17 protein-coding genes and 2 tRNA genes are annotated in these 20,340 nt (G+C 71.1%); 7 read left to right on the top strand and 12 right to left on the bottom strand.

Features of this window, described 5'->3' with window-relative positions; all coding sequences use genetic code 11:
• Window positions 1-90: 90 nt before the first annotated feature.
• Window positions 91-1,158, bottom strand: a complete 1,068-nt coding sequence (locus tag D7294_RS21235) for a transposase domain-containing protein (protein ID WP_120682166.1) — start codon at window positions 1,156-1,158, stop codon at window positions 91-93.
• Between the two features lie 159 nt (window positions 1,159-1,317).
• Between D7294_RS21235 and D7294_RS21240 the strand changes: the two genes are divergently transcribed.
• Window positions 1,318-2,844, top strand: a complete 1,527-nt coding sequence (locus tag D7294_RS21240) for a GMC oxidoreductase (RefSeq protein ID WP_147450884.1) — start codon at window positions 1,318-1,320, stop codon at window positions 2,842-2,844.
• Between the two features lie 21 nt (window positions 2,845-2,865).
• Window positions 2,866-3,747 (top strand): SDR family NAD(P)-dependent oxidoreductase, encoded by an 882-nt coding sequence (locus D7294_RS21245; protein ID WP_120682170.1) that lies wholly within the window; start codon window positions 2,866-2,868, stop codon window positions 3,745-3,747.
• Window positions 3,748-3,947: 200 nt separating this feature from the next.
• On the opposite strand, the gene D7294_RS21250 is transcribed toward D7294_RS21245, so the two are convergent.
• From D7294_RS21250 to D7294_RS21285, 8 genes are all read right to left on the bottom strand, one after another.
• Window positions 3,948-4,772, bottom strand: coding sequence for an SDR family NAD(P)-dependent oxidoreductase (locus tag D7294_RS21250; protein WP_120682172.1), 825 nt, complete (start codon window positions 4,770-4,772; stop codon window positions 3,948-3,950).
• On the bottom strand, window positions 4,769-6,130 hold the full coding sequence (locus tag D7294_RS21255; RefSeq protein ID WP_158674674.1) for a protoporphyrinogen/coproporphyrinogen oxidase: 1,362 nt from the start codon (window positions 6,128-6,130) through the stop codon (window positions 4,769-4,771). The genes D7294_RS21250 and D7294_RS21255 overlap by 4 nt, the downstream gene beginning before the upstream one ends.
• 2 nt (window positions 6,131-6,132) lie before the next feature.
• Window positions 6,133-7,128 carry an enoyl-CoA hydratase/isomerase family protein gene (locus D7294_RS21260; protein WP_120682176.1) on the bottom strand — a complete coding sequence of 332 codons (996 nt, stop codon included), beginning with the start codon at window positions 7,126-7,128 and terminating at the stop codon, window positions 6,133-6,135.
• Window positions 7,125-8,660, bottom strand: a complete 1,536-nt coding sequence (locus D7294_RS21265) for a flavin monoamine oxidase family protein (protein WP_120682178.1) — start codon at window positions 8,658-8,660, stop codon at window positions 7,125-7,127. The genes D7294_RS21260 and D7294_RS21265 overlap by 4 nt, the downstream gene beginning before the upstream one ends.
• A gap of 4 nt (window positions 8,661-8,664) precedes the next feature.
• Entirely contained in the window at window positions 8,665-9,603 is a 939-nt protein-coding gene (locus tag D7294_RS21270) for an oxidoreductase (RefSeq protein ID WP_120682274.1), read from the bottom strand.
• Window positions 9,604-9,851: 248 nt separating this feature from the next.
• Window positions 9,852-12,083: a xanthine dehydrogenase family protein molybdopterin-binding subunit gene (locus tag D7294_RS21275; RefSeq protein ID WP_120682180.1), complete on the bottom strand. Its 2,232-nt coding sequence runs from the start codon at window positions 12,081-12,083 to the stop codon at window positions 9,852-9,854.
• Complete coding sequence (locus D7294_RS21280) at window positions 12,080-13,057, bottom strand: FAD binding domain-containing protein (RefSeq protein WP_120682182.1); 978 nt, start codon at window positions 13,055-13,057, stop codon at window positions 12,080-12,082. Before D7294_RS21280 ends, D7294_RS21275 begins: the two co-directional genes overlap by 4 nt.
• A gap of 1 nt (window position 13,058) precedes the next feature.
• Window positions 13,059-13,592: a (2Fe-2S)-binding protein gene (locus D7294_RS21285; RefSeq protein ID WP_120682184.1), complete on the bottom strand. Its 534-nt coding sequence runs from the start codon at window positions 13,590-13,592 to the stop codon at window positions 13,059-13,061.
• 104 nt (window positions 13,593-13,696) lie between these two features.
• On the opposite strand from D7294_RS21285, the gene D7294_RS21290 reads away from it, so the two are divergent.
• Window positions 13,697-14,140 carry a MarR family winged helix-turn-helix transcriptional regulator gene (locus D7294_RS21290; protein WP_241562528.1) on the top strand — a complete coding sequence of 148 codons (444 nt, stop codon included), beginning with the start codon at window positions 13,697-13,699 and terminating at the stop codon, window positions 14,138-14,140.
• Between the two features lie 262 nt (window positions 14,141-14,402).
• Here D7294_RS21290 and D7294_RS21295 read toward each other — a convergent pair whose 3' ends face one another.
• Window positions 14,403-15,023, bottom strand: a complete 621-nt coding sequence (locus D7294_RS21295) for a TetR/AcrR family transcriptional regulator (RefSeq protein WP_120682188.1) — start codon at window positions 15,021-15,023, stop codon at window positions 14,403-14,405.
• A 214-nt stretch (window positions 15,024-15,237) separates the two neighbouring features.
• Between D7294_RS21295 and D7294_RS21300 the strand changes: the two genes are divergently transcribed.
• From D7294_RS21300 to D7294_RS31630, 4 genes are all read left to right on the top strand, one after another.
• On the top strand, window positions 15,238-16,902 hold the full coding sequence (locus tag D7294_RS21300; protein WP_158674675.1) for a DHA2 family efflux MFS transporter permease subunit: 1,665 nt from the start codon (window positions 15,238-15,240) through the stop codon (window positions 16,900-16,902).
• A gap of 212 nt (window positions 16,903-17,114) precedes the next feature.
• Window positions 17,115-17,189: transfer RNA gene (locus D7294_RS21305), tRNA-Asp, on the top strand.
• A gap of 4 nt (window positions 17,190-17,193) precedes the next feature.
• Window positions 17,194-17,267, top strand: a tRNA-Phe gene (locus D7294_RS21310).
• A gap of 706 nt (window positions 17,268-17,973) precedes the next feature.
• Complete coding sequence (locus D7294_RS31630) at window positions 17,974-18,735, top strand: hypothetical protein (RefSeq protein ID WP_147450885.1); 762 nt, start codon at window positions 17,974-17,976, stop codon at window positions 18,733-18,735.
• Window positions 18,736-18,850: 115 nt separating this feature from the next.
• Here the strand turns inward: D7294_RS31630 and D7294_RS21315 are convergent, their stop codons facing one another.
• Together D7294_RS21315 and D7294_RS21320 are read right to left on the bottom strand one after the other, a co-directional pair.
• Window positions 18,851-20,047 (bottom strand): site-specific integrase, encoded by a 1,197-nt coding sequence (locus tag D7294_RS21315; RefSeq protein WP_120682193.1) that lies wholly within the window; start codon window positions 20,045-20,047, stop codon window positions 18,851-18,853.
• Entirely contained in the window at window positions 20,047-20,247 is a 201-nt protein-coding gene (locus tag D7294_RS21320; RefSeq protein WP_120682195.1) for a helix-turn-helix domain-containing protein, read from the bottom strand. The genes D7294_RS21315 and D7294_RS21320 overlap by 1 nt, the downstream gene beginning before the upstream one ends.
• Between the last annotated feature and the right edge of the window lie 93 nt (window positions 20,248-20,340).

Consider the following 20,340-nt stretch of genomic DNA (forward strand, 5'->3'; position numbering starts at 1 on the left):
GGGAGCGCCCGGCAACGCCCAAGAGCACCGGAGAGCACCGGAGAGCACCAGGCACCGTCCACGCGCGCCCGGGCACCGCCCGGGGCACGGTCAGAGCACGCTGTGCTTCCAGTTCATGACGCTGCGAATCGCGCAGTACACCAGAACGTGTCCCCACACCTCCTGTTCCACCATCTCGGGCGAGCGCGAGCGCAGGTCCATCGAGGGCCCGGGGCGCTGGGTGCGCAACTCCTCCAGGGCGACCCCGAAGCGCCACCTGCTCGCGTGGACGGACCGCAGGTCGGGGGCGGGCGCCACGTGCGGGTCGAGCAGCGTCGTCATCAGCTGCCCCCCGCCGGGCGGCCCGTCGAGCAGCCGGACCGTCGTGGCCTCGCCCCGCGGCGGCTCGAAGACGTGCAGCATCGAGCCGTCGGCCAGCCTGCGCAGCGGCAGCAGCCTGGCGTCGGCCGGCCGCCCCCACAGCAGCTGCGCGCCGGTGGCGCTCGCCGTGGCCCACGCCTCGGCCGAGGCGTAGGGGCCGTCCGCCAGCACTAAGTCACCGGGGCCCGTCTTCGCCAGCATCGCCGGGGAGGCCGGCGGCTCGCCCCCGAGGTCGGCCCTGACCTCCACGTCCCGCAGCAGCCCGGTGCCGCACTGCGCCAGCGCGGAGACCCGCACGTGGCCGGGCGCGCCCCCCGGCGCGTACCCGAACCACTCCAGGTTCTCCTTGCTGGGCGAGACGGCGGTGGTGCCCCCGTCGAGCGACTTCAGCCACCAGCGGCCGTACCGCGTGCCCTGGGCGCTGTAGAGGGCCTCCTGCTCGCTCGTCACCGTGCGGAACAGCGCCTTCAGCGGGTCGGAGCCAAGGCGCCGCCTGGCCCTGGAGATCGCCGCGGTGCTCGGTATCTGCCCCGGCCGGCCCGCCGCGAAGTTGAGCAGGTTGGGCTCCACCCAGGCCAGGCCGTCCGAGAGCACCCCCGCGACCTGCTCGTACGGCGCCCCGGAGAAGAGGCACATCGCCAGCACGAAGTAGACGGTCTTCCCCGGTGGCAGCAGCCGGTTGCGCTGCCCCGCGCGGCCACTCTCGCGCACCGCGTGCTCCACCAGATGTGGTGGGTATACACGGGTCAGGAGACCGACCGCGAGCCGATCCGAAAGGCTCTCGGCGATAAGGTCCACGTTTGTTACACCCCCGTTATCGGAGCCCTTTAAGTCACTGGATAGCGCGGCTCGTGTCCATGATCATTCAGTTTTTTGCTTGCCCTTGGCACCCCGAATGGTGTGTTCTTGTTCCGGGCGCCGTCGCGTGCGACCGCTTATCGGGAAGGGAGCCCTACCGTGACGGGGACGATTAACGGAGGCGTGCTTCGCCTCGGTCCTGACGGCGACATAGCCGAAATTCCGGAAGAACATCAGGCCATCGTCATCGGTTCCGGCTTCGGGGGTTCCATCGCGGCGCTCCGGCTGGGCGAGGCCGGCGTGCAGACCCTCGTCCTCGAACGCGGCAGGGCCTGGTCCTACGACGCGGAAGAGGCCGTCTTCGGCAGCGAGCTGCGCCTGCGGGACGACATGTTCTGGAACAACGACTTCGCCGTCTGGCTGACCATGTCCCCCACGCTGATCAACCGGGTGCCCGGCATCATCGAGGTGGTGCAGGCGGGCGGCGTGCAGATCGCCGCCGCGGCCTGCGTCGGCGGCGGCTCCGTGGTCTACGCGGGCGTCACGGTGGCGCCCACCCGCCGCTACTACGAGGCGCTGTTCCCCGCCGGCATCCCCTACGACGAGATGAACCGCGTCTACTTCCCGCGGGTGCGGCACATGCTGTCCGCCTCGGCGATGCCCGAGGACATCTACCGGACCGACCCCTTCACCCACTCCCGCGCCTTCGACGAGCAGTGCGCGGCGGCCGGCTTCCCCACCAAGCCCGTGGCCACCACGTTCAACTGGTCCAAGGTCAGGGGCGAGCTGGCCGGCCGGCTGCGCCCCTCCGCGGTCATCGGCGAGTCCTCCTTCGGCAACAGCAACGGCGCCAAGAACGACCTGACGCAGAACTACCTGCCGGCCGCCATGGCCACCGGCAACGTCAGGATCAGCCCCCTCACCGAGGTGACCTCCATCGAGCGCGGGCCGCACGGCCGCGGCTACGCGGTCCGCGTGCGCCGGCTGGCCGCCGACGGCACCGTGCTCGGCACCAGGGAGCTGGTCTGCGAGATGCTCTTCCTGGCCGCCGGCTCGGTGAACACCACCCGGCTGCTGGTCGCCGCCCGCGACTCCGGTGCCCTTCCCGACCTCAACGAGCACGTCGGGACCTGCTGGGGAAGCAACGGCGACGCCTTCGTCTACCGCACCTTCGCCGGCCCCACGGGCCTCACGCAGGCCGCCCCCTGCGCCTCCACCGCCTTCCTCGAAGAGGGCTTCGGGATGCCGATCCGGGTGGAGAACTGGTACTCCATGGCCTTCAACGGCACCCCCTACATGAACCAGCTGAGCGTCGCCGTCGACATGGACAACCGCGGCACCTGGACCTACGACCGCGCCACCGGCAAGGTGGCGATGCGCGACTGGGGCCCGGAGAAGAACGCCCCCTCCGAGGCGGCGGCCAACGGCTTCGTCCAGCTGCTGATGGAGAAGGGCCTGGCAGGCCCCTCCCCGGTGCTCTCCCCGATGGGCGGCACCGCCCACCCGCTGGGCGGCTGCCCGATCGGCAAGGCGACCGACCTGTACGGGCGCGTCAGCGGATATGACGGCCTGTACGCTGTGGACAGTTCGCTGGTCCCCGGGAACGCCGGTGGCGCCAACCCCTCGCTGCTCATCGCCGCGCTCGCCGAGCGCGCCATGGACGACATCGTCGCCGCCAAGGGCTGACGGGCCCGGAAGGAGGCCGTGATGGCCGACGCGCACGATCCCGCCGAGCCGGCCACCGCGAGCGCGGCACCCCCGAAGACGATCGTCCTCACCGGCGGCACCGCCGGCATAGGCCGGCAGGCCGTGCGGCAACTCGCCGCCCTCGGCCACCGGGTCATCCTGATCGGCCGGGACCGGGAGCGCGGGGAGCGGGTCGAGGCCGACCTGCGCCGCTCCGTCCCCGAGGCCGGTCACGCCCTGGTGCTCGGCGACCTCGCCACCGCCAAGGGCATCGAGGAGATCTCCGGGCGCGTGGGCGAGCTGACCGACCGCGTCGACGTGCTGGTCAACTGCGCGGGCATGATGACCCCGAAGCTCCGGCTCAGCGAGGAGGGGTTCGAGCTCAACGTGGCGGTGAACCATCTCGCTCCCTTCTCGCTGACCAGCCGCCTGCTCCCGCTGTTGCGGAACGGCGCGGGGCGCGTGGTGAACGTCAACTCCGAGGTACACCGGAACGCGCACGGCATCGACGTGTCGGACCTGCGCGGCGAGGGGGGCTACGAGCCCTTCCGCGCCTATGGCAAATCTAAGCTGGCCAATCTGCTATTTTCCCTCGAACTGAGCAGCCGGTACCCGGAGCTGACCGTGCTCGCGCTGCACCCCGGCGTGGTCAGGACCAGCCTGGGCAGGTCGTTCCCCAAGGCCCAGGTGATGCTGTTCATGGCGATCGCCACCTCGGCCACCAAGGGGGCGCGGCCCGTGGTGCGGCTCGCGGTCGAGGAGGGGCTGCCGAGCGGCGGCTACTGGGACCGCTTCACGCCCTCCCAGCCCTCCGCCGCGGCCAGGGACGCCGCAGCCGCGGCCTGGCTGTGGCAGGTCACCGAGGAGCTGCGCGGCCCCTTCGAGGGCACCCGCGCCGCCTGACCGCCACGGCGACAACGACAACAACGACGGGGCCCGGCCGGTCACTTCGACCGGCCGGGCCCCGTTTTGACTGTTGTGGCTGTTGTGGCTGTTCCCGCTGTTCTCGCTGTTCCCGCCGTTCCGTTCCGCCGCGACATCCCCGTCCGCGGGGCTTCGCCGGGTCACCGCCGGGCGGCCCCCGGCGGTGACTTAACGACGGCTCAGTGGATGTTCGTGCCCGCCCGCATCCGCGGCAGGATCACCCACCGCATCAGCAGGAACGCGAAGCCGTGCGGCAGGTGCCGCCCGGAGAGCGCCTGGACCTTGGCCATGAAGCCCGGGATCGCCACCCGGCTGCCCCGGTCGGCCTCCCGCAGCGCCACCTCGGCCACCGTCTCCGGCGTCTGCCAGGCGAACCAGCGGCGCTCCTCCAGGTCGGCCGCGCCGCCGACGGTCATGAACTCCGTCTTCACCGGCCCCGGCGCGAGCAGGGTGCAGGTCACGCCGGTGCCCCGCAGCTCGCCGCTGAGCGCCTCGGCGAAGGTGTTGGCGAAGGCCTTCGTCGCGGAGTACGTGGCCGCGGTGGGCACCGGCTGGAGCCCGGCCGTGGAGCCCGTGATGACGAGGGAGCCGGCGCGCTTGGCCAGCATCCCGGGCAGCACGGTGAGCACCAGCTGGTGCAGGGCCACGGCGTTGAGCTCCACCTCGGCCGCCTCCCGGGCCGGGTCGCACTCCGCGAGCGAACCACAGGTCGTGAACCCGGCGTTGCTGCACAGCACCGAGACGTCCAGCGTCTCCAGCTCCCGGCACAGCTCCGCGCGTTCCGCCCGGTCCGCGAGGTCGCAGGCGCGCACCGCGACCTCGGTGCCGTGCTCGGTCCGCAGCCGCTCGGCCAGCTCCTCAAGCCGGTCCTTGCGCCTGGCCACCAGCCACAGCCGGTAGCCGCGCCGCGCCAGGCCGGCGGCCAGCGCCGCCCCGATTCCCGAGGAGGCGCCGGTCACCACGGCCCAGCCGGGGCCGCCCGTCAGGCGGGAGCGCCGGCTCATGCGCGCACCGGGCTGGTGCCCGTGAGGTAGTGGGACAGCTTGGCGCCTGCCTCGTTGCCGGAGCGGGCGCAGGCCTCAAGCGACACGCCCCACAGGTAGTCGCCGGAGAGCTCAAGGCCGGGCACGGAGGCCACGGCCGCCCGCACCTCGGTGAGGAACTCGCTGTGGAAGGGCGAGTAGGCGCAGTACGCGGCGTCCCAGGCGCGGCTGACGGAGTTGACCCGCTTGGCGCGGCTCGCGCTGAGGTAGCGGGTGAGCCGCTCCTCCGCCTCGCCGACCCACTCCTCCAGCTGCTCCGGCGCGGTGGTCAGCGACTGGCCGTCCTTGCCGGTGCGGCCGTTGCGGCCGCTGAAGGTGTACCTGACGATGTGCCGGTCCTCCATGCCGTACGAGCCGGCGTTGCTGCACGGGCCGCCGTCGTGCATGGCCAGGGCCCGCACCTCGGGCGTGAACACCGGCCGGTCGTACTCCACGACCACGACGCTGGAGGGGAAGTACCTGGCGTCCTTCAGCCGCTTGCCGAGGCCGGGCAGCTCGGAGGCGACGATCTCGGCGGTGGCGTAGGCCGGGGTGGCGATCACGACGCCGTCGTAGGACTCCTCCTCGGCCGGGCCGCCCTTCTCGGAGAGCTTGAGGCCGGTGACCCTGCCGCCGCTGATGACCAGCCCCTCCGCCTTGGTGTGCAGGCGGGCGTTGACGCGGTTGGCCATCGCGTCCAGGGCGGGCTGGATGCTGTGGGTCAGCTGGTCGTAGGTGTCGAGCAGCAGCGCCAGGTTGGTGTTGAAGTTGCCGAGGTAGACCTCGTCGGGCTCGGCGCCGTTCATCCGGACCGTCATCGGCCGCAGCAGGGTGTTGGTGAGGGTGCGGCCGAACCAGGCGCTCAGCGGCTGGTGGTCGCGGCGGCTGCCGAGCTTGCTGAAGTACGTGGAGCCGAGGAACTTGTTGGACTCCTCAAGCCGGATGTGGGCGACCAGGTTGAGCAGCTTCGCAAGGTCGCGGGGGGCGCCCATGCGGCGGATGTTGTTGATGGAGCGGTTGCGCTTGGTGCTGTCCAGGGTCAGCACCTCGCCTTCCTTCATCATGGAGGCGTTGATGCCGAAGGGCTGCCACTCGTAGGAGCCGAGGGCGCCGAGGAAGCCGCGGAAGGCGTCGTACTTGTGGCCGATGTTCTTGCCGCCGAGCATGACCGGCCGGTCGCCCAGGTGGGCCGCGCCCATGCGGCCACCGAGCACGTCGCCGCTCTCGATCAGGTCGACCTCGAAGCCGGCGCGCTCCAGGCGCAGAGCCGCGGTGAGGCCGGAGATTCCGCTGCCCACCACCGCGACCCGGCGGCCCTCGCTGTCGATGTGTCCTAGCACGGTCAGTCCCCCTCCGGGAGTTGCGAAGAACGCGAAGAGCCGATGAAGCCAGTTGAGTTCGCCGCGTGGCTCCCTTGCCACTCCGGCAGGCGCTTGCTGAGGAATGCGGCCGGATCCAGGCCGCTGCCCGGCTGTTCCTTGAGGAACGCCAGGTAGGCGCGGAGCGCGTCGAGGGTGGCTCGGCGGCTGGCCAGGCCCATGAACCGGTTGCGCTCCATCGCCAGGCCGCGCCCGGTCCTGCCGAAACCGCCCTGGTAGACGGCCTGCTTGACGAAGCGGACCGCGCCGGGCGAGCGCCTGGCGAGCCGCGCCGCGGTCTCCAGGGCCTCGGCGACCACGTCGTCCCGCTCGACCAGGCGCTGCGCGAGGCCGGCCTGGTGGGCCTGCGCCGGGGTGAACAGGCGGCCTTCGAGCAGGGCGGCCACGGTGTCGCCCGCGCCGAGCAGGTGGGTGAGCAGCTGGCTGCCGCCCCCGCCCGGGATCAGATCGAGGGTGATCTCCAGCAGGCCGACGTAGAAGGGGCCGTCGCCGATGATCCGCACGTCGCAGGCGAGGGCGAGTTCGAAGCCGCCGCCGTAGGAGTGGCCGTCGATGGCGGCCACGAAGGTGGCGTCGCTGTCGCGCATCCTGCGGACCGCGTCGTGGAAGCGGAGCAGCGCCCGCAGCCCGGCGGTGGGCCCGCGGTCGAGCAGCCGCCCCATGCCGGGGATGCGGCCGAGGCCGGCCACGGCGCGCAGCGGGATCGCGGCGGCCCGCGGCGAGAGCTGCACGCCGCCGCGCTCGGCGCCGGCGATCAGCTCCTCGATGTCGAAGTGGTTGATGAAGATCCCCGGCTGGGTGCCGCTGAGCACCACGGCCCGCAGGCTGCGGTCCGCCTCGACGCGGTCGAGGACGCGGTGGTACTCCACCAGCACCCGGTCGTTGAGGAAGTTGAAGGGCTCGTTGTCGAACCTGACGATGAGGACGGCGCCCTGCCGCTCGGTGGAGATGAGGCTCATCGGCGCGCCTCCCCCGCGGCCTCGGGCTCCCGGGAGCCGTCTGCTTCCTCGGCGTCTTCCTTGGCGTCCGCGGCCTTTCCGGCGTCTGCCGCCCGCTTGGCCGCGGGTTCCGGGTCGGCGTTGGCCAGGGCGGACAGCACCTCGCCCGCGGCCCGCTCGCCCGAGGCCACGGCGCCCTCCATGCCGCCGTAGTCCTTCAGCACGGTCTCCGAGCCGGCCCAGTGCACCGGGCCGATCGGGTCGCGCAGGGTGCGCAGCGGGCCGCACACCACGCCGGGCCCCGGCACGGCCATGAACCCGCCGCGGGTCCAGGGGTCCTCGGTCCAGTTCTTCTCGTGGTAGGTCGTGGGCTTGGCCGCCTCGGGGCCGAAGAGCCGCCCGAGGGTGCCGAGGACGGCCTCGCGGCGCTCCTTCTCCGGGAGCCTGGCCAGCTCGTCGGAGCGCCGCCCCGGGACGAAGGCCACCAGCATGCCGGGGCCGCCGTTGCCCGGCTGGGAGTTGTCGAAGGTCGCGGTGACCGGCCCCTCGGTCGTCAGGCCCTGGCCGCTGAGCCCGTTCAGGCGCCAGAACGGCCGCTCGTAGCCGACGGAGATCTTGGTGGCCCGGCCCATCGGCAGGCTCTCCAGGGCGAGTTCGCGTTCCCGCGGCAGGCGGGGGGTGAACTCGATCTCGGCCGCAAGCTGCGGCGGGACGGCGATGACGACGCGCCGGGCGCGGACCGTGCCGCCGGCGGTGTGCACCTCCACGCCTGAGGCGTGCCGGGTGACGCCGGTGACCGGGCAGTTCAGCACGACCCGCTCGCCCAGCGCCGCGGCGAGCGCGGGGGCGATCCGGCCGGCGCCGCCGACGATGCGGTCCTGGAGCTTGGTGGTCATCAGGTCGGTGAAGCCGCCGGTGCTGCCGATGTTGAACAGCGCCTGGAGCAGGTTGACCCGTCCCGGGTCGGTGGCCCAGACGCTGTTGACCGCGAGTTCGAGCAGCGCCCTGGCCTCCTTGGTGCGCAGGGTGCGGCTCATCCAGTCGCCGAAGGTCCGCTGGTCGAGTTCGGCCGCCCGGGGCGCCCGCCAGGGGGCGTTGACCGGGACGGAACGCACCAGCCGGTCCAGGCGCAGCAGGCCGATGCCCGCGTCCACCATGGCCAGCGGGCGCAGCGGCGGCAGGGTGCCGCGCTGGTGGCGGATGCTCCCGCCGAGCTCCACCACGCCCTTGCCCTCGGTGTAGGTGCGGAACAGGCCGTCGCCGAGGGTCCTGGCGAGTTCGCCCATCCGCTCGTTGCCCTTGGCCAGCCACTGCCCGCCGTGCTCGACGACGGCGCCGTCGCCGAGGGGTTCGTTCAGGGTCCGGCCGCCCACCCGGTCGCGGGCCTCCAGCACCAGCGGCTCGACGCCGCCGCGCAGCAGGTGGGTGGCGGCGGTCAGGCCGGCGAGGCCGGCGCCCACGACGACGACGTCGGCCTCGGCCGGGTGCGTCGGCGGGGCGGCCTGGTCCGCCGCGGAAGTGTCCTTGGTTGCCTTGGGTTTCCTGGTCGGCATGGCATCACGCTCGGTGGGTGTCGTTGGCGAAGGCGAAACGGACGCCGGTGGCCTCCTCGGAGACCTCCCACAGCCGGGCCGCCAGTTCGGTGTCCTGGGCGCGCTTGGCGGGACGGGCGATGCCGGGCGAGCCGCGGTAGCCGCCGAGGCTGCGGGGCCCGACGAAGGTGCCGCCCGGCAGCCCGGGCAGGGTGGCGGCGCACAGGATCGACCTGGCCCCCGACCGCACGGGCGCCGCGAAGAGCAGGTTCGAGCTCCGCATGACGACCCGCATGAGGGGGCCGTAGCCGTTGGGCTGGAGGTTGGTGGAGACCCAGCCCGGGTGGGCGGGGAGGCTGCGCGCCGGGGAGCCGACGGCGGCGAGGCGGCGGTGCAGCTCGGCGGCGAAGAGCAGGTTGGCCAGCTTCGACTGGGAGTAGGCGCCGTTGCGCGAGTAGCGCTTCTCGCCGCGCAGGTTGCCGAAGTCGATCGAGCCGAAGGCGTGGAAGGTGCTGGTCACCGTGACGACGCGGGCCTCGGGCGCGGCTTCGAGCACCGGCAGCAGCAGGCCGGTGAGCGCGAAGTGGCCGAGGTGGTTGACGCCGAACTGGGTCTCGAAGCCGTCGGCCGTGGTGCCGCGCGGCACCGCCATGATGCCGGCGTTGTTGACCAGCGTGTCGAGCCGGTCGTGGGCGGCGGCGAACTCGGCGGCGAACTCGCGTACCGCGCTCAGGTCGGCCAGGTCGAGCCGCCGCACCTCGAGGTCGGCGCCGGCGGCCCGGGCGCGGATGGAGTCGGCAGCGGCCTCGCCCTTGGCGGTGTCGCGGCAGGCGAGGACCACCCGGGCTCCCGCTCTGGCGAGTTCGCCTGCGACGACGAGGCCGAGTCCGCTGTTGGCCCCGGTGACCAGGGCGAGACGCCCGGTCTGGTCGGGTATGTCGCCGAATCCCCACGCGTTCGGAATGGCGGCTTCGGCGGGCGCCGGGGGCGAGGTGGCGTTCCCGGCGCTGTTCCCTGCATCTTTCCCAGCGGCGTTCCCAGCGGTGTTCCCTGCTGGCAAGGTGGGCCTCCCGTCCTCCGGCGCCCTGGGGCCGGAGAAGGATCGGAGAAGTGGGCGGACGTGTGACGGAGTCGGGACCAGTGAAACCCGCCGGGCGCGGGGCGAATCACTAGAAAGTCCGGCTCCGTGACCCGCCCCTTCGGCCCGCCGGGTCAGAGCAGCTTGTCGACCGTGATGGGCAGGTCGCGCACCCGGACGCCGGTCGCGTGGTAGACGGCGTTCGCGATCGCGGCGGCCGAGCCGACGGCGCCGATCTCGCCGATGCCGCGGGCCCCGATCTGGTTGAAGCTGGTGTCGGGGTGGCGCAGGAAGTGGACGTCGAAGTCCGGCATGTCGGCGTGCACCGGCAGCAGGTAGTCCGCCAGGTTGGCGTTCGCGAAGCGGCCGGTGCCCGCCTCGGGCCTGGCGTCCTCCAGCAGCGCCTGGCCGAGGCCGAACAGGACGCCGCCGACGATCTGCCCGCGGGCGGTGACCTCGTTGATGATCTGGCCCGCGTCGATGACGCTGGTCCAGCGGCTGACCCGGGTCTCCCTGGTGAAGCGGTGGACCCGCACCTCGCAGAAGTGCGCGCCGAAGGAGTGGATGGCGTAGCGGAGCTTCTCGGCGCCGGGCGCGGAGGCGCCGGTGCCGTCGACGCCGGCCGATTCGAGCAGGGTCAGCAGCTCACCGAAGTCGGCCTGGCGGCCGCCCGGGGCGGAGAGCCTGCCCTCCTGGTACTCGACCGTCTCGGGGTCGAGCCCGTGGAAGGGGGAGCGCTCGTCGGAGACCGCGAGCCGGATCAGCTCGGCGCGCGCCACGAACGCGGCCTGGGCGACGGCCGAGGCGGTGCTCGCGGTGCCCATGGAGCCGAACGCCCCGAAGTTCAGCGGCAGTACGGAGTCGCCGAGCAGGGGGGTGACCCGGTCCAGGGGGATGCCGAGCTCCTGGGCGCAGACCATGGCGAGCACGGTGAGCATGCCGGTGCCCGGGTCGGCGGTGGCGCTGGAGACGGTCGCGCCGCCGTCGGGCCGCAGCGTGACGACGGCCACGGTGGTGGGCAGCAGGTTGCCCGGGTAGACCGTGCCGGCCATGCCCTGGCCGACCAGCCAGTCGCCGTCGGCCTGGGTGCCGGGCCGCTCGGCGCGGTCCGCCCAGCCGAAGCGCTCGGCGCCGATCCGGTAGCACTCGTCGAGATGCTTGCTCGACCAGGGCACCTCGCGGCCGGGCATGGTGTCGGCGTAGTTGCGCATCCGCAGCTCGATCGGGTCGATCCCGAGCTCGACGGCCAGCTCGTCCATCGCGCTCTCCAGCGCGAAGGAGCCGGGCTGCTCGCCCGGGGCGCGCACCCAGGTGGTGGGCGGCAGGTCCAGCGGCACGATCTTCTGGCCGACGTGGATGTTGGGCGACTTGTACAGCACGCGGGAGGTGGTGTGGGCCGCGCTCTCGAAGAGCACGCCCGAGGCGGAGAAGCCCGACCAGGCGTCGTGCTTGACGGCGTTGAGCACGCCCTCGCGGCTCGCGCCGAGCTCGATGCGCTGGGCCACTCCCGAGCGGTGCCCGGTGACGGTGAAGACCTGCTCCTGGGTGAGGACGGTCTTGATCGGCCGGTTGAGTTCGCGGGCGGCCACCGCGGTCAGCAGCGGGTGGCCGAAGAGGTACATCTTGCCGCCGAAGGCGCCGCCGACCACGGGGCTGACGACGCGCACCTGGAAGACGTCGATGCCCAGGGCCTCGGCCGTGGTCATCGCGGAGCCGACGGCGGACTGGGTGCCGACCTGGAGGGTGAGGACGCCGCCCTCCCAGGTGGCGAGCACCGCGTGCGGCTCGATGGCCGTGGGCGTGTCGACGGGCTGCGAGTAGTCGGCGGCCACCCGCACCTCGCTGGCGGCCAGGGCCTCCTCCACGCTGCCCACGCCGTCGGCGAGGAGGTTCAGCTCGGGCTCCTCGTAGTTGACCGGGATCGGCGGCGCGACGGCCCTGGGGATGCCGGCCTTGAGGTCGGTCTTCGGGGTGCGCTCCTCGTAGGTGGCGGTCACCAGCGAGGCGGCGTACCTGGCCTCCTCGTAGCTCTCGGCGACGACCAGGCCGATGATCTGGCCGTAGTGCCGGATCGTGGTGTCCTGGAGGGGCAGCCAGAACTGGCCGACGAAGCTGAGGTCCGGCGTGGTCTTGATGGACTGCAGCTTCAGCGGGTTGAAGGGGCTGTAGACGGCGAGCACGCCGGGGGCGGCCTCGGCCGCGGCGGTGTCCATGGACAGCAGTTCGCCGCCGCCGACGGAGGCGAGGACGAGATAGCCGTGGGCCATCCCGGCCGCGGTGTGGTCGGCGGTGTACGTGGCCTCCCCGGTGACCTTGAAACGGCCGTCGACGCGGCCGACCCGGGTGCCTATCAGGGGTGCGGTCATGACCGGCCTCCAAGGCGGAGCAGCACGTGGGTGAGGGTCCGGCGCAGCAGCGGGATCTTGAACGCGTTGTGGGCGAGCGGCCGCGCGCCGTCCGCGGACCTGGCGGCGGCCTCGTCGGCCGTCTCCTCGGTCAGCTCCCGGCCGCGCAGCGCGTCCTCGACGGCGGTCAGCCGCCAGGGCTTGGTGCCGACGCCGCCGGCGGCCAGCCGCACGTCGGCGACGACGCCGTCGCGCAGGTCGAGGGCGGCGGCCACGGACACCACGGCGAACTCGTAGGCGGCGCGGTCGCGCACCTTCACGTAGGCCGAGTTCCTGGCCCAGGGCAGGTGCGGCACCTCGACGGCGGCGAGCAGCTCGCCCGGGGCGAGGGCGTTCTCCACGTGCGGGGTGTCGCCGGGCAGCCGGTAGAAGTCGTCGAGCCTGACGGTCCGTTCGCCCTCGGGGCCCGCCAGCTCGACGGAGGCGTCGAGGGCGACGAGGGCGACGCAGGCGTCGCTCGGGTGGGTGGCGACACAGGAGTCGCTGGTGCCGAGGATGGCGTGGCCGCGGTTCTGGCCCTGCTGGGCGGGGCAACCGGAGCCGGGTTCACGCTTGTTGCAGGGCATGGCGGTGTCGCGGAAGTAGCCGCAGCGGGTGCGCTGCAGCAGGTTGCCGCCGATGCTGGCCATGTTGCGCAGCTGGGGGGAGGCGCTGTGCAGCAGGGCCTCGCGGAGCACCGGGTACTCGGTGGCGACGGCCGGGTGGGTGGCGACGTCGCTCATCCGCTCCAGGGCGCCCATCCGCAGCCGCTGCCCGTCGAAGCCGACGCCGGTCAGCGGCAGCGCGTTGATGTCGACCACGCGCTCGGGGCGGACCACGTTCAGCTTCATCAGGTCGACGAGGGTGGTGCCGCCGGCCAGGTAGGCGGCGCCCTCGCCGGAGCGGGAGAGCGCGTCGGGCACGGTGACCGGCGCCGCGTATTCGAAGGACCGCATGTCAGACCGCCTCGCTCCGCCGCTCTCGCTCCGCCTCGATGGCGCGCAGGATGTTCTCGTAGGCACCGCAGCGGCACAGGTTGCCCGACATCACCTCGCGGATGGCCTCCCGGCCCTCCGCGTCGCTGTGGGTGTCGGCCTCCTCGACGGCGCACACCGCCGACATGATCTGTCCCGGGGTGCAGAACCCGCACTGGAAGCCGTCGTTGTCCAGGAACGCCTGCTGCATCGGGTGCAGTTGCTCGCCCTCGGCCAGTCCCTCGATGGTGGTGACGGGGCGGCCGTCGACGCCGGCGGCCAGGGTCAGGCAGGACAGCACGCGGCGGCCCTCGACGTGCACGGTGCAGGCGCCGCACTGGCCGCGGTCGCAGCCCTTCTTCGTGCCGGTGAGGCCGAGTTCGTTGCGCAGCGCGTCCAGCAGCGTCGTGCGGACGTCGATCTCCCTGGTCTCGGTGGCGCCGTTGACGCACAGGTCGACGGTGATACGGCCGTTCTGTGATGTTCTTTCCTCGCTGGCCCCTGCCGGGTTTGCCATGAAATCCCCCTGAAGAGCTGGTCGGCCTCGGGGGAAACGGTCGTACACTCACCAGGCAAAGTCAAGTGCTTTACAACCGCTTTATACTCGCTAGGATGGGGACCATGGGTGACCAAACGTTCAATCGGGTTATCTGGGCCTCGCGGCGGGCCAACAAGACGCTGAACACCGCCAAGGAGCAGCGTCTTCGCCCCCTCGACCTGCCGGTGGCGCACTACACCCTGCTCGCCGCGATCTCCTTCCGCCCCGGCGGCACGGGCGCCGAGATGGCCCGCGAGCTGAATGTCTCGCCGCAGAACATCGTCGGGCTCGCGGCCAGGCTGGAGCTGCGCGGCCTGATCGAGCGCAGGCCGCGGCCGAGCCACCGGCACGTCATCGAACTGTGGATCACCGAGGCGGGCGAGGAGCTGCTGGCCCGCGCCGACGCGGCCATGATCGAACTGGAGCGGCAGATCGCCGACATCCTCGGCCCCGACAGCGCCCGCCAGCTCGGCGAGTTGCTCGAAACCCTGTCGGACGGCCTGGAAAAGAGCCCGCTCCCGCGCTGAGCGCGAGCGGACGGGCCCCACGGTGAGCTGCCTGACCCCGCGGCCTGGCGGGCCGGCCTCCCGGCCGGCCGTGCCGCGCACGCCGCCCGGCGGCGGCCGGCTCCCGGGGACCTTGGGCCCACTCACCCGGCCGGGCGGCCGCCTCCCGCCGTCCGCACGGCCCGGCGGCGATCGCCGCGGCCTCGGCACTCTCGGCACAGGCGGCGGCCCCGGCGCGCGCGACGGCCGCCGCGCCCTTCCCGAACCCGGCGGGCCCCGCGGGTCATTCGGTGGGCAGCGAGGCGAAGTACGCCCGCATCACGCCCTTCATCTCGGTGACGAGCGTCCGGCGCTCGGCGCCGCGGGCCGCGTAGATCAGCGGCACCATCGCCCGCACGATGCCCAGCGCCACCGTCGCCTTCACCTGCCGCACCTCGGCGGGCAGCCCGGGACGGAACGCCGCGAGCAGCGCGTCCATCCAGCCGTGCAGGGCCGAGTGGAGCCGCTGGGTGGAGGCGGCCAGATGCGGCGGGGTGGCCGCGCCCGCGAAGATCGCCTTGAAGCCGGGGTTCGCCGCGGTGAAGGCCACGACGGGCTCGACCGTCCGCTCGACCAGCTCCTCGGCCGGCAGCAGCGCGAGATCCGGGTCGTGCACGAAGGAGTAGACCCGGCTCAGCTCCTCCAGGTACCGGTCGGCCAGCGCCTGCGCCATGGCCTCCTTGTTGGGGAAGAACTGGTACAGCGTCCCAGGCGAGGCGCCCGCACGCGCCGCGATCCCATTGGTCGTCGCGGCGTGGTAGCCCACCTCCACGAACTCACGCTCGGCGGCGTCGAGGAGCTGCGCGATCCGCTGCTCTCCCCTGGCCAGTCGGCGACGCGTGGCCGATGGTGTCGTGCGCGGCATCTACCCCTCCTCGAAGGCTTCGCGGACGGAACCAGCTTTCAGGCTACCCCCGCGGCGCGTTTGTGGAACTGGTGCGTGAACCTCGGGGGAAACGGGCCGTGACCCATTGACAGAGACGAGTAATCGCTCGTAATGTCGCCGCCAGAATACGAGTTTTTACTTGTAACTCATGTCCGGTGCTCCACCACAGCCCCACCTCCGAGGGAGTTCGCAGGTGACGACAGCCACACCCTCAGCACCCAGCCAGCGGGAGGTCAACCCCTGGGTGGTCCTGATCGTGCTCTGCTCGGGCTTCTTCATGATCATGCTCGACAGCACGATCGTGAACGTCGCCCTGCCCGCCATGCTCGACGGTCTGGACGGCTCGCTCGACCAGATTCTCTGGGTCATCAACGCCTACCTGCTCGCCTACGCCACCCTGCTGATCACCGGCGGCCGGCTCGGCGACATCTTCGGGCCGCGCAACCTCTTCATCACCGGCCTGTCGGTCTTCGTCCTGGCCTCGATCGCCTGTGGCGTCTCGCAGAACACGACCCAGATGATCATCGCCCGCGTGGTGCAGGGCCTTGCGGGAGCGCTGCTCACCCCGCAGACCCTGACGATCATCACCGCCGTCTTCCCCAAGGAGCGGCGCGGTGCGGCGATGGGCGTGTGGAGCGCCCTCATCGGCATGTCCGCCATCGCGGGCCCGATCATCGGCGGCGTCCTCGTCGACGGCGTCAACTGGCGCTGGATCTTCTTCGTCAACGTCCCGATCGGCGCGGTCGGCCTCTGGGGCGCCTTCCGCTTCGTCCCCGACCTGCGGCCCGGCCGCAGCCACCGCCTCGACCTGCCGGGCGTCCTCCTGGTCAGCGCCTCCCTCTCCCTGATCGTCTACGGCCTCATCGAGGGCGAGCGCTACGACTGGGGCGAGTGCTGGGGCCCGATCACCATCTGGGAGATCATCGGCGCCGGCGTGGTGCTCCTCATCGCGTTCGTCGTCTACGAGCGCCGCCCGAGCGAGCCGCTGCTGCCGCTGGCCCTCATCCGCAACCGCAACTTCGCCGTCCTGAACTGGCTCCAGGCCCTCATCGCCTTCGGCCTGATGGCGCTGTACCTGCCGGTGGTCCTCTTCCTCCAGTCCGTCCTCGACATGAGCGCCATCAGGGCCGGCCTCACGATGGCTCCCTGGGCCGTGGCCACCATGTTCACCGCGCCCTTCGCCGGCCGCCTGGCCGACAAGTACGGCGCCAAGTGGGTGCTCATGCTCGGCCTCGCCCTCTTCTCCCTGGGCGTCGGCCTCATGATCGCCGCCGTCGACCTCGACGCGGGCTTCCTCTCCTTCCTGCTCCCCGGCTTCGTCGCCGGCGGCGGCCTCGGCCTCAGCATGGCCCCGCTGACCGCCGAGGCGCTGCGCGAGGTGCCACCCGTGCAGGTGGGCGCGGCCTCCGGCATGCTGAACGCGGTCCGCCAGGTCGGCAGCGTCATCGGCACCGCCGTGGTCGGCGCGGTCCTCCAGGCCCAGCTGTCCTCCTCCTTCGCCAGCCAGGCCCGGGACCGGGTGGCCGGGGTCGACGCCCCCGCCGAGGTCAAGACCCAGCTCATCGACGCCTTCAGCGAGGCCTCCGACTCCGGCCTCCAGGTGGCCCCAGGACAGAACGGCGGCGTTGCCCTCCCGGACGGCGTCGCCCCCGATACCGCGAGCACGCTCGAGCAGGTGGCCCACGACGTCTTCGTCAACGGCTTCACCGACGCGGTCAAGCCGACCCTGGCCGTGCCGGTGGTCGTCCTCGCCGTGGCCGCGCTCAGCTGCCTCGCCATAGCCCGCCGCCGGGCGGCGGCCGAGGTGACCCCCGCACCTGCCGCCGCCCCCGATAAGGCCCCTGCGGCCGCGGACTGAGGCCCCCCTCTCAGTTCGCCGCCCAGGCGGCCAGGACCCCGCCCCACCACGACGGTCCGCGGCTCTCCCCCAGCCGCGGCCCCCGGTGGGGCGGGGTTCCCCGGTTCCGCCCCCGCCCCCAAAGGTGAGCGAGCGGCCCCGGTCCCCGTGATAGGCTGCTTCAGCGACATCAGCCCGGCCGGGTCTCCGGCCAGAGGGAGTCGCGCAAGCCGGGTCCTGTGGAGCAGTTTGGAGTGCTCGCCACCCTGTCAAGGTGGAGGCCGCGGGTTCAAATCCCGTCAGGACCGCTCCGGCTGGGTAGCTCAGTTGGTACGAGCGTCCGCCTGAAAAGCGGAAGGTCGCCGGTTCGACCCCGGCCCCAGCCACCTTCTTTGACCAGCAAGAACCCCCTACCGGATCACTCCGGCAGGGGGTTTTCGTGCGTTCTACGCCAACGGGTACGCCAACGTGATCAGCTTGGGGGCCACGGACCCAGTCGAACCGCCCCTCACCTCAGCCAGCGGTCCACGGAGGGGGACGCTCACGGACGGCACCTTTGCAGCCGACGAGCCGTTGAGTGCCACCCGGAGGCATCGCGATGACCCACCGCGTACGTCTCGGCCGGCCATGATGCAGACGGTGGACGATGGCCCCCGCGGACCGACCTACCTCAAGCCGACTGAACCTCCGACAGGGGACATCATGAGTAGGAATGAATGGCTCACCATCGCAGCCACATGGATTTTTATCTTATACGCAACAGTATCCACGTCCACCCTCACCCGACACCTCTTTGGCTATATAAACACAGCAAAGCCGTGGGAAAAAAGAGCGAGAAAACCTGGAAAAACGCCAGCCCTCACCCGACGCCAGGTGGAAACCTCGACAAGGCGAGCATTGGCCGTCTTCCGATTTTACACCAGCCAGACCCCCTTCACCTATGCGAGACTGACCCATCTCCACGTCGCAGCGCTGTATGAGATTCGATGGCACGCAAGACCAGTCATAGCGGCCGTAACATTAGGCATGTCTCCCCTATTGCTCGCATCATTAATCATAGGGGACATTGACCTAAAGCTAGACTTCCGGAACGTGCTGGCAAGCACCATTACGGTCGGTGCAGTGATATACGGGGGAACGCTATTCACCATTATCCTCCTCGCATCACGTAAGTGGCGAAAACTGGGCGCGAACCTCACGGCCGTATCCACCTGCCTTCATATCGCCACCACTTGCACTGCTTATGCGCGAGGTAACGTCAGCGCGCTAACTATCGTCAAGCTTGTCGATACGCTGTGCCGTCAGGTCGCCGACTTCACCGCCACGCACGAAGCGCTGCTGACGCCGCCCCTAGATGCCGCCGTCGGGCAGCATACAGCCGCTGTGCGGCGCGAACTGATGGAAGCCTCAGCGTGCCTACTTCGAGAAGGACCAAGCGCCCTACCTCGGCTTGTTTCGTTGATCCACACGATGATTCAACGCATAAACTCTGACCAGTGGCTTGCTCTGCTGGATTTGGGCGACTCGTCATCGTTGCCGAACTCTCAGGGTTCTGCGGGAGACGTCGCCGAGAGCAACAAAGATGCGGGGATAGCGATGCTCACTTCCCTCCTTGCCTCCGCCGCCCTGGCAACCGCAACCACAATGGGCCTACCACTGGCCGCTGGCGTCCCTGCCGCGCTCATTCTACTCATCGGCCCCACTATTTGGTTCGGTAGCCGTCGACTCAGAAGCACACCGGAGAATCTGTTGGTCGCCGTCCGACAGTCACTTACGGAAGCCTCACAAGAACCTGCTTCCTCACCGAACTCTCAGCCAGGCGATGCTCAATCACAACTTCCACGCAGCCCTTGAAAGATAACTGCTCGCACGGTAACCGAGCGGCGTGGACGCAGAATAAGAGGCGACCCGCTTCAAGCACAGTCACCCTGACGCCTCGGCAGTAAATACCGCCGAGGCACCAAGAACTTCAACTGAGCCGACTCCCCAGCTTGTCCAGCCCCTTCCGCATCTCGTCCAGCGATGCATGGGCGTAGACCTTCATGGTCACTTCGATGCCGCTGTGTCCGGCGATCTGCTGGACGACGTGCGGCGGGACGCCGAGATCAAGCAGCAGCGTCACGCAGGAGTGGCGGAGATCATGGAAGCGGAGTTCGAGCCCCAGCCGCTTCCGGAGCGGGTACCAGCTCCGGCGGAGGTTGTCCGGCTCCAGCGCGGTGCCCACCCGGGAGGTGAAGACCAGCCCGGTCTCCGTCCACGTGTCGCCGGCCGCCGCCCGTTCCTGCGCCTGCCGCTCCCGGTGCTGCTCCAGCGCCTTCACCACGACCGGCGGCAGCGGCACGGTCCGGACCGATGACCGCGTCTTGGGTTTGACCAGGGTTAGCGCCCCGTTGACCCGTTGCAGCGCCCTCTCCACGATGAGTGAACCACGGTCCAGGTCGATGGAGTCCCAGCCCAGTCCCAGCAGCTCCCCGCGCCGCATCCCCATGACGAGCGCCAGCACATACAGCGCGTGCAGCCGGTCCTTCTCGGCCTCCTTCAGCAGTAGGCGCGCCTGCCGGAGGCTGAGCCCTTTGCCCGTGTCGTAGGTGGGCGTCGGCACCTGGACGAGCTGGGCCACGTTGCGCGTGATCAGCTTCTCCCGAACGGCGTTCTGGAGCGCGTTCCGCAGCACGGCGTGAATCGACTGGACCATGCGGCGGGACAGCAGCGTCCGGCAGCACTCCCCGGCCGCGCAGCACCGCTTGCGGTCGACGTCCAGCCCGTGCTTGCAGCACTGGCACTCCGCGGCCACCTGAGCGAGCCAGGTCCGCACCTCGGCGGCGCGAAGCGTGCGGATCTTCTTCCGCCCCAGCCCCGGAACGAGGTGGACCCGGGCAACGCTCTCGTACCCCTGGTAGGTCTTCGGCCGGCGGTTCACCTTGACCACCCGGGCCAGCCAGTAGGTCAGGTAGTCGTCCAGCTTCATGTTGGTGTCCGGCTGGGGTACGCCCTTGGCCTCCTGCGCTTGCAGCTCGGTGACCTTCTCGCGGATCTCGTCGCGGGTCTTGCCGTAGACCGAGACCCGCTTGCGGACACCGCTGGTGGTGGTCACGTAGACCCGACCGTGATAGGTCCCGTCCTTGCGGCGGGTGATGCTGCCCTCTCCGTTGGCGCGCTTGGCCATCAGGCGGCTTCTCCCATCTGGTTGTCGATGTACTGGCGGAGTGCTTCGGTGGGGATCCGGCGGGCGCAGCCGGCGGTGAAGCTCTTGAGCTGGTTGGTACGGAGCAGGTCGTAGACCTTGGACCGGCTGAGGCGAAGGGCGGTCATGACTTCGGGAACGGTGAGGGCGGCGGGGGGCGGCGGGGGCGTGGCGGTGCGCACGGCGAACCTCCGGGTGTGGCCGGGGGGCTCTGGGCCCTTCTGAGAAGTCCGCTACATCCGCTACAGCGCTACATCGCAGGTCAGCGGGCGGAT

The organism is Streptomyces hoynatensis (genome assembly GCF_003626535.1).
Lineage (GTDB): Bacteria > Actinomycetota > Actinomycetes > Streptomycetales > Streptomycetaceae > Streptomyces > Streptomyces hoynatensis.

Excerpts from the sequence above, each read along its gene's own strand:
- D7294_RS21245 (WP_120682170.1), top strand. The coding sequence starts at position 2,866 with ATGGCCGACGCGCACGATCCCGCCGAGCCGGCCACCGCGAGCGCGGCA.
- D7294_RS21250 (WP_120682172.1), bottom strand. The coding sequence starts at position 4,772 with ATGAGCCGGCGCTCCCGCCTGACGGGCGGCCCCGGCTGGGCCGTGGTG.
- D7294_RS21260 (WP_120682176.1), bottom strand. The coding sequence starts at position 7,128 with ATGAGCCTCATCTCCACCGAGCGGCAGGGCGCCGTCCTCATCGTCAGG.
- D7294_RS21265 (WP_120682178.1), bottom strand. The coding sequence starts at position 8,660 with ATGCCGACCAGGAAACCCAAGGCAACCAAGGACACTTCCGCGGCGGAC.
- D7294_RS21275 (WP_120682180.1), bottom strand. The coding sequence starts at position 12,083 with ATGACCGCACCCCTGATAGGCACCCGGGTCGGCCGCGTCGACGGCCGT.
- D7294_RS21280 (WP_120682182.1), bottom strand. The coding sequence starts at position 13,057 with ATGCGGTCCTTCGAATACGCGGCGCCGGTCACCGTGCCCGACGCGCTC.
- D7294_RS21285 (WP_120682184.1), bottom strand. The coding sequence starts at position 13,592 with ATGGCAAACCCGGCAGGGGCCAGCGAGGAAAGAACATCACAGAACGGC.
- D7294_RS21290 (WP_241562528.1), top strand. The coding sequence starts at position 13,697 with ATGGGTGACCAAACGTTCAATCGGGTTATCTGGGCCTCGCGGCGGGCC.
- D7294_RS21295 (WP_120682188.1), bottom strand. The coding sequence starts at position 15,023 with ATGCCGCGCACGACACCATCGGCCACGCGTCGCCGACTGGCCAGGGGA.
- D7294_RS21315 (WP_120682193.1), bottom strand. The coding sequence starts at position 20,047 with ATGGCCAAGCGCGCCAACGGAGAGGGCAGCATCACCCGCCGCAAGGAC.